The organism is Paraburkholderia sp. BR10141 (assembly GCF_056155635.1).
Genome location: NZ_JBMIQH010000039.1, coordinates 63599 through 71437, shown reverse-complemented (window position 1 = coordinate 71437; position 7839 = coordinate 63599). Strand labels below are relative to the sequence as shown.

Below are 7839 nucleotides of genomic sequence, written 5' to 3'. Positions count from 1 at the left end.
CGGGCCTCGGCAAAGGCTGGCAATACTATCCGCCCGTTGAGCGACGCCTGAAGGCCTGTTTCGCGCATCGTGCCGCGATGCAGGCGGCCGCGGCGCCGCGCGCCGTCGCCACAGAACAAGTCAATGCACGGCCGTGTTCGGACCAGGAGCGCCTGCTTCTGCTTTGCAAGTAATTTGACACGGAATGGACATCTTCCACCGGGCCGCGGACCGCGCACATCGAACTGCTCGACGCGGTTAGAGCGCTTGGCAGCGGCCCCGCGGTGCTGCTTTCGCGGCACGCACAATCGCGATCCCCTGCGTCCCGACAAATGGCAGGCTTGTTCCGCCACGGCACGCAGTTCCGCTCACGGATGCGATAGAAATACTGCGCGCTGAACACGAAATCGCCGCGTATTTCGCTCGCGTCGCGGTCTACGTCGCCACGCATCGCTTCCCCTAAGGTACGCATCCCGATCGAATCTGACGCTGCTTGTATTCGAGACGCGGCCGACAAGGATGAGCGCGCATGCAAGAAGGCAATGTTTTGTGCTCCGGCGAACGGTGGTTCCGGGGCAGTTGGCCTAACATGCGTTGACCGTTATTCCTTTATCCGGCGAGCACACATCATCAGTATCCCGATGCCTGCTTTCTGGGGCCATTACGATCGCTTTATCGCGATGGACTGGATAACCGGCGTCGTGCGTGGTAAGGCGAACGGTTCACGTGCCGAGTACACGCTTGTCATGCGCGCGCTGCCCTGTGCGGCGTTCAAGAGGAGTACGCTATGAGCAGCACCGCTGCTAGCATGTCACTGAGCCGCTCGCGGCTCGTGTTCTGGTACGCGACGTTCGCCGCCATTTCTATCGGCGCCAATCTGGGCAGTCAAAGCCTCGCCTTTCACTTATACCGGGGCCCGTTTGCGGTTCCGCTTTCAGTGTGCGTAGGCACCGGTGTTGGGCTTGTCGTCAAATATCTGCTCGATAAGGCCTGGATATTCCGCTACGAGCACCAGAGTGTTGCACACGGCGTGCGCACATTCTCGCTGTACGTTGTCATGGGGCTCGGCACCACGCTCCTTTTCTGGTCCGTCGAATTCATCGCGAACGCACTCTTTCATGGCGAAGCCGGACGGCTCGCCGGTGGCGCAGTCGGTCTGGTGATCGGCTATTTCACAAAATACCAGCTGGATAAACGCTTTACGTTTGCTTGAGTTCGATTGCAGCAGTACAGAGCCTGCAGGCAGTCCATAGCTTCGATTGAGCCAAGGATCGCGGATCGCGCATGTGCACCCGGTGGCACGTCCTTATCGGCGCGCTCGTGAGCGATCCATTCGTTTCCGCGCCGGTACCGTGCAAGACACCCGCAAGTCGAGCGGCGTTTCGCATTTACATGGTCGGGTGACGTACGCTGGCGTACAGACCCACTCACGACCATGCTCTATGGTCGACCACTGAATCCCGCAATGCGAGTGTGCGGCCGTCCGACGAGCCCAAGGACAGTGCTCGCGCTTTCGCTCTATGGGCGAAGTCATAACGGGTTCCTCACGTTTGTCTAACGCGTGCACGATTACGCGATCGTATTCACCGTCAGAAACTGCGTGAGCTGCGCAACGACCGTTCGGGAATTCGAAGATGGGACTCATGTCCGGCCGTTATGCCGCCATAGTGTTTGACGGTCATTAACCGAGATGGGGGTGGACTTGAAGCTAGATATGGCGAGCGCTAACGACGACAAGGCATGGCTTCTATGGAGCTTATCTGCCGCCACTTGTTTCATTTTGGTTCTCGCATTCAGCGGAACAAGCGGCTCGTTTTTCTGGGACTACCATGTCTATGAGAAAGGCTTGAGTTGCTATTCGCAGGGACCGGATCCCTATGCGTGCGCATCGGGTGATTTTCCATTTGTTTACCCGCCAGCTTTCCTCAAAGTGTTTTCCGTTGTCGACTTCCCGAGCGCATTTGCTTTCCTGGTTCTAGCCTCTGTCGCAGGCATCGTCTGCGTTAGCCTGAGTCTCAAGTCTCAAATTCCCTACCATCGCCTGGCGCCTTGCCTGGTTCTCGGCTTCCTGATTGGCGGATCGGGCTTTGCTTCGATCCAGACGGGGAACATCAGCGTCTTCGCACACCTGCTTCTCGTTTCGCTATCGTACTTTCTATACACGAGGCGGTCGGCCTACACGTTGGCGCCACATGCAATCGCGATCATATTATTTTCTGCCATAAAGCCCTACTTCCTTGCCTATGCCTTGCTCTATCTTTTTCTGCCCCGCCGCAGTTTGCTCGCATTCGTCGCAGTGCTGCTATCGGTTGCCGGCATCTACATTGCGCAACCTGCTCTCTATCCTCAGCTGTGGGCTGGATTCCAGGGCGCCATCTACAATCAGATCATCCAGCATGGGGATGCAGGGCTGACAATTTTCGGCGTGTTTTCCAGGTTCGGCATGGGGAAGGTCGGCTTTGCTCTCCATCTTCTCCTGATGCTTCTCGTTGTACTGATATCGGCAGCTCTTCGATACAGGCATGGGCAACGCGCTGTGCAGATCAGCTCCGCCAGCGAGTTGTTTTATTTCCTCGCCATCCTCATTCTGCTCAACCCGAGGTTGATGTCGTATGATTTCACCGTTTTGGCGGTTTGCCTCTATTTGTCCATGATCCTCTCGTCACGAGGCGATGGGTGGGTGGGCCTATTTTTGAAGATTTTCCCTTTCCTGACTATCCTGCCTCTATGCCTCGAAGGATTGTTTGATATTCGAGTGCATTCTTTAACCTACTACTTCCTCGCGACCTATGTCTTGCTGGTTGCGGCAGTGGCCTGCCATTGGCCCCTGCGCAACTCGCGGATAAAAGCGCCGGCCAGCGTTGGGCATGAGAAGTAATGCATAAGCGCCGCGTTTCGCAAACATTGCCTCGCACCCACTTGCTAACACTTTCGGTGTTTTGCATGGCGGGCTTCTTGATCAAGCGGAAGGTCGTATACCTGACAACAATCAGGATCGGAGTGGCCAACAGGATCGTGAACCAGTGCTCCAGAGGGCGAATAAGGTGGCGCCGCCTGTGATCACGGCAAAGCTCAGGGAAAGCAGCGCTAACGGTATCCGCGCATAGGTCGTCATCGTTACCGAAAACGACGGAATACCTCCAATCAAGACTGATCTGTAGAACCAGCGCTGCTCGAACGCCTAGTCAGCACACTGGACCTTCCCACCCGGTTGCCTTCATCGGGCGCCGTCGGTGGCGAGCGGGGCGCTTGTGTTGCTTTGCAAACGCCTCAATCGAGCGCTGCACTAAATCCGCACAGGAGGAAACTCGGCCGCGCCCAGATTCTCGATCTCGATGTAGGCCGGCACTTCGTTCGCGGCGCGCGAGTACAAGCCCGCGGCCGTTTCGGAGAAACCGAGCCGTTTGAAATAGCCGTGGCAGGTCGCATTTCTTCCGGTATCGACCAGTTCGGCGCGGACTTCCGAGCCCGACTTCAGCGCCAACCGCGTAGCTATCGCCCCGACGACCAACTCAGCGCCGAGCCCAAACACGCGGCACGACAGGACGACCTGGACAATCTTCTCGCCATTGATCAGGCAAACAGAGATGATGCCGTTGTCGATCAATTTGTCTCGCAGCGAAGAGACCACGCAGTACCCGCCCTGCGTTATGAACGCCTCGAACTCTGACCGCTCCCATCTTTTCCCCGTCGTATTGAATTGATTCGTCTTGTTGATAAGCTCGAACGCGCGATCGAAGTGTCTGGATTGCGGCGTCTTGATCAAGAAGAATGACTGGCGAAGCTGTAACGAAGCTAGCCACTCTTCCCGCGAAACACCCTTGTTCGCGTCGGCACTGGCTTCGCGCTGCGAAATAGCGCGCACGAGTTCGGTGCGGCGCGCTGACTCTTCGGTGAAAATGGGAACCTGCGTTTCGGCCGATCGCAAAATGATTCGCCGCCAGTCGTAGTGATTTCCGCCGAGGCAACGAATGGCCGGGATCGCCGCCTTCACCTCCGACAACTCACGGTCGTTGTCGTCGATAAAGACACAGTTGCCTGGAAGCAGATTCACCTCCTTGAGGATTTCAAGGATGTTCTGCGACTTGGGCTTCCAGTTGATACGCACGCACGCGAAGTCGTCCATGGTGATGGCGCCGCGCCAGATGGCGTTGAACCGTTCAATGGTGGGCGCTTCTTCATTCTTGCTGCAGATCGCCAGCAATCCGCCACGCTTCTTGAAGAACAGCAAGGCTTCAGCGAGGCCAATAGGCCAGCCTTCGATGCGCTGTTCCAGGCTCACGCTCTCGCCTTCCGCCGCCACGCCGCGCCACATGGTGTCGTCGAGATCGACGATAATCAGCTTCACCGGGGCTTGCTGCTCGATGACCTTGACTATCGTTTCAATCCGCGCAAGGAATGCGAGGGTAAATTCGCGGGACGCGACCTCGTAGGTCATGATATTCCCGATTGCCTTGGGCGCAATCAGGCGATTTGCGTCCAGCTTGAAGTCCCAATCGTTGATGAACGACGCATGCGAGCTGCTCAACAGGACATCATCCTGCAGGTGTCGGCGGCCAATAAAATTCAATATTTCATTGGCGTCGAGAAAGTAGCAATTATTCGTCTTGCGCACGGCGTCCGACAAAAGTCGGTTGATCTCCCGCGCCAGATATCCAGGCGATGTCATACCGAATGGATCGATGAGATCGCCGTCGTAGTTGAAGCTCGGCTCGAAAAACGACATGAAGACAATAGGAGCCGTCGTGATCTGCGCGGCGACTTGTGCCACTTTCTGGGCGAGATACTCCCCTGTTCTTTCCAGAAAAGCGTGCGCTTCGTCGTCGGAACGCAGGCGCGAGAAGACCATGTCCACGACAGGTTCAGGCGTTTGCGTCACTTCGCCCAGAATGTGACGGAGCGTGAGATTCACCACGACGACGTCATCGGTTGGCGCGGCCTCCGGGATCGGGGCGTGGCGTCTCGAGCCCATCAGTATGTGGCGGATGTTGTGCCCCGAGTTTGCGCTTCGCTTAACGAGCATCTCCACAGAACACGTGCCGAGCAGCAAAATATTGAGCTTGCGCGAATGGATCGCGAGCGACGTCGGCGGCAACGGTAAATTGACCTGTTTATCGGCGACGGATGAGTAAAACAAATCGCGGACAAATTGACGCATTTGGGGCCTCGAAGTCGAAACGTTCTCCACACGCTGCCGCTTGCGGCCTTGAGATTAGAGCAGAGCGCAGGTGCACCCTCTGTGCGCCGACATACATAACCCCAGCCGGATGCAGCGCGCGCGACGTTTGTAAACGTCCTCGACATAACTGGGCCGCGCGGAGAATATAAAGGGGAAGAACCAGCCCTTGACAAGAGCGTCGAACTTCGAGGCGATCCAACTGGAGGGGGCAAGCTTACCGGGTCGCTGGCTATGACTTTTATTTTTTAAGGCCGATGCATCTCACGTCGAATAATCCTCAGCGTGGATTATCCGTCTCAACTGTTTGATTAGATTCACTCCGCCCCATCCGATGACCAGCCTCGCGAATAGCGACGCCCAATCCTTGCTGGGCATCTCGATCTCCCTCAACAAAACTCGCTCAACAATGGCAAGCCTCAAGGCAATACTCATTTTCTTGTAAATCAGGACATTAAATATAAATGACGAGACATGCCCTTTTGACATCAGCTTGCTATATTTTTCGAAAAACTCGAGACTAGGTTCGCAACTGACCGCCTTCGATATTCTGGCGGGACTTTCGCTCAGGGAATACTCCACCAGTGCATCGTGCAAATAAACAAAGACGCAGCCAGCCATTTCAGCTCGAATGGCGAAATCCCAGTCCTGATGACGGCGCAACGAGCCATCGAAACTGATCAGAGGGTACTGATGACGCCACATCATGATCGACGAGGTCTGAATATAGCCCCCCTCCAGCAGGATGAAGTCGAGCATCGACTGCCCATCGTAGGGAGAGCGGTTGCCCACGATGCGCCGCCCTGCGTCCGTTAGCACGACGTTGCTGAAGAGCACCTTCGCTTCGTTCCCCACAGGCCTGGGGCCGAACGCGGCGATGCAGCGCTCGAGCTTGTTCGGGAGCCATCGGTCGTCAGCGTCGAGGAAGGCGATCAGATCACCGGTGGCCTCTTCAATGCCCCGGTTTCGACACCACGCCGCACCATGATTCTCGCTTTCGCGAATCAGGCGCAAGGCAATGTTGTCTCCGCAACGACCCGGCAACTCGAACTGCAGCCCCGATGCATCATCGACGACAATGATTTCCCGCGGAACAACGGTTTGACTGGAAATCGAGTCTATTGCCACCCAAAGCAAATCAAGGCTGTTGTAGTGTGGAATGATCACACTCACGTTGTAGACATTGTCAAAATCACACTGCATCCCACACCTCGATCTGAATTTCGACAACTTCCTCGTGCAAAGAGTAAAACTATCGGTCTCGATCTGATAGCACGTCAATCACACATATTCTTACCGTTCCTTACCGGAACAGGGCTACCGTTGGGAATCCAGAAATATGTCTTACATTTAAATTCTTCATACTTTCTAATTCCATATAGAGTCGATTGGCAACCTTCCCCAAACGGGCTTCGGACCAGTAACGAACGTAACCGGGAGGCGTTCTGGAAGCCGAAGCAATAGACGATTCGTCCGGCGCCGCATCGAGTCACAAAGGTCTCTGCAGCCCAGCTACTTTCGGAGAGCCTCACAGGTTTTGTGTCGTCGCCTTGTTTCGGCAATTGCCGCGTCGGCTAGTCGAACCCCGTACACATGCGCGCACGCAGTGCAGCGTTATTTCATCACGCTTTCATGAATCGTAGGCCGTGTCGGAAGTCCCGTTCCGTGGGTTGCCCAACAAATCCGCGAGAGATGTATCTGTACATTCTCTTGTGTGTCAGCCGCTCGTTGCGCACGCAACCGGATGGGCGCGAAGCCCCTGCGCGCCGACACTCCCAACCGCAAGTCGAACCAGGCCCTCAATGTCCTCGTCGCCCCTCACGCCGCCCACCATGCAAGAAGTCCATGTCTGGCAATGGGACCTCGATGCCTGTGGGAGCGATTTTGATCGGTACTGGGCGATGCTATCCGCGCAGGAACACGAGCGCGCCGGCAACTTTCGCTTCGAGTTGCATCGCCGCCGCTACGTAATTGGCCGGGGAGAAGTCAGACAAGTTCTTGGCCGCTATCTCGCGCGATCCCCGCGGGCGGTTGCACTTGAGTATGGTCCGGAAGGCAAACCGTTTTGCACGAGCCAACCAGCTGGATGGCGGATCTGCTTCAACCTGAGCCACAGCGAGAATACGGCGGCGCTCGTCATTTCGAACGGCTTCGAGGTGGGCATCGACGTTGAACGGGTTCGTGCGATCGAGGAAAGCATGCCGCTCCAGGTCTTCTCCGCCAGGGAGCGCGAACAATTCGACGCGCTCCCGGCATCGGAACGGCAAACGGTTTTCTTTGAAACCTGGGCGCGCAAGGAAGCCTGCCTGAAAGCGCTCGGGACCGGCTTCATCCTGCCGCCGGAGCATTTCGAGTTCGATCTTGCCGTTCATGGCGACACGACACCGCGCTTCGTCGGCGGCGCGGCTCAGGAAGCCTCGCATTGGCGCGTTCGCGCCCTGTCACCCAGTCCGACCTGCGCGGGCGCAGTGGCGGCGCGCCACCGTGGCTGGTCGATCATCGACATGAACTGACTTCCCAAGGCCTCGGGAACGCCGGCATCGTCCATTCCGGCCGCACAGCCGCTTGTTGCCGCGCACAACGCAACACAGGAATCGCCAGTCTTCGCCTCGAGACAACGCGCCCTGGACCCACGCCGCGAATACGCCGAACCCGCTCGCATGGCGGAATGCAGGGCGCGGCCT

Annotated in this window: 5 protein-coding genes; 3 read left to right on the top strand and 2 right to left on the bottom strand. The window is 56.9% G+C overall.

Features of this window, described 5'->3' with window-relative positions; genetic code table 11:
• Positions 1–766: 766 nt before the first annotated feature.
• Together ACOJB8_RS34730 and ACOJB8_RS34725 are read left to right on the top strand one after the other, a co-directional pair.
• A complete protein-coding gene (locus ACOJB8_RS34730; protein ID WP_475016692.1) occupies positions 767–1192 on the top strand; it encodes a GtrA family protein in 426 nt (141 codons plus the stop codon).
• A 483-nt stretch (positions 1193–1675) separates the two neighbouring features.
• Positions 1676–2857, top strand: a complete 1182-nt coding sequence (locus ACOJB8_RS34725) for a hypothetical protein (RefSeq protein ID WP_475016690.1) — start codon at positions 1676–1678, stop codon at positions 2855–2857.
• A 408-nt stretch (positions 2858–3265) separates the two neighbouring features.
• On the opposite strand, the gene ACOJB8_RS34720 is transcribed toward ACOJB8_RS34725, so the two are convergent.
• Positions 3266–5137 carry an HAD-IIIC family phosphatase gene (locus tag ACOJB8_RS34720; RefSeq protein WP_475016688.1) on the bottom strand — a complete coding sequence of 624 codons (1872 nt, stop codon included), beginning with the start codon at positions 5135–5137 and terminating at the stop codon, positions 3266–3268.
• Between the two features lie 282 nt (positions 5138–5419).
• Entirely contained in the window at positions 5420–6358 is a 939-nt protein-coding gene (locus ACOJB8_RS34715) for a glycosyltransferase family 2 protein (protein WP_475016686.1), read from the bottom strand.
• Positions 6359–6957: 599 nt separating this feature from the next.
• Between ACOJB8_RS34715 and ACOJB8_RS34710 the strand changes: the two genes are divergently transcribed.
• The gene (locus ACOJB8_RS34710; protein ID WP_475016697.1) at positions 6958–7668 is read left to right on the top strand and encodes a 4'-phosphopantetheinyl transferase family protein; all 711 of its coding nucleotides are present in this window, start codon (positions 6958–6960) and stop codon (positions 7666–7668) included.
• Positions 7669–7839 lie beyond the last annotated feature (171 nt).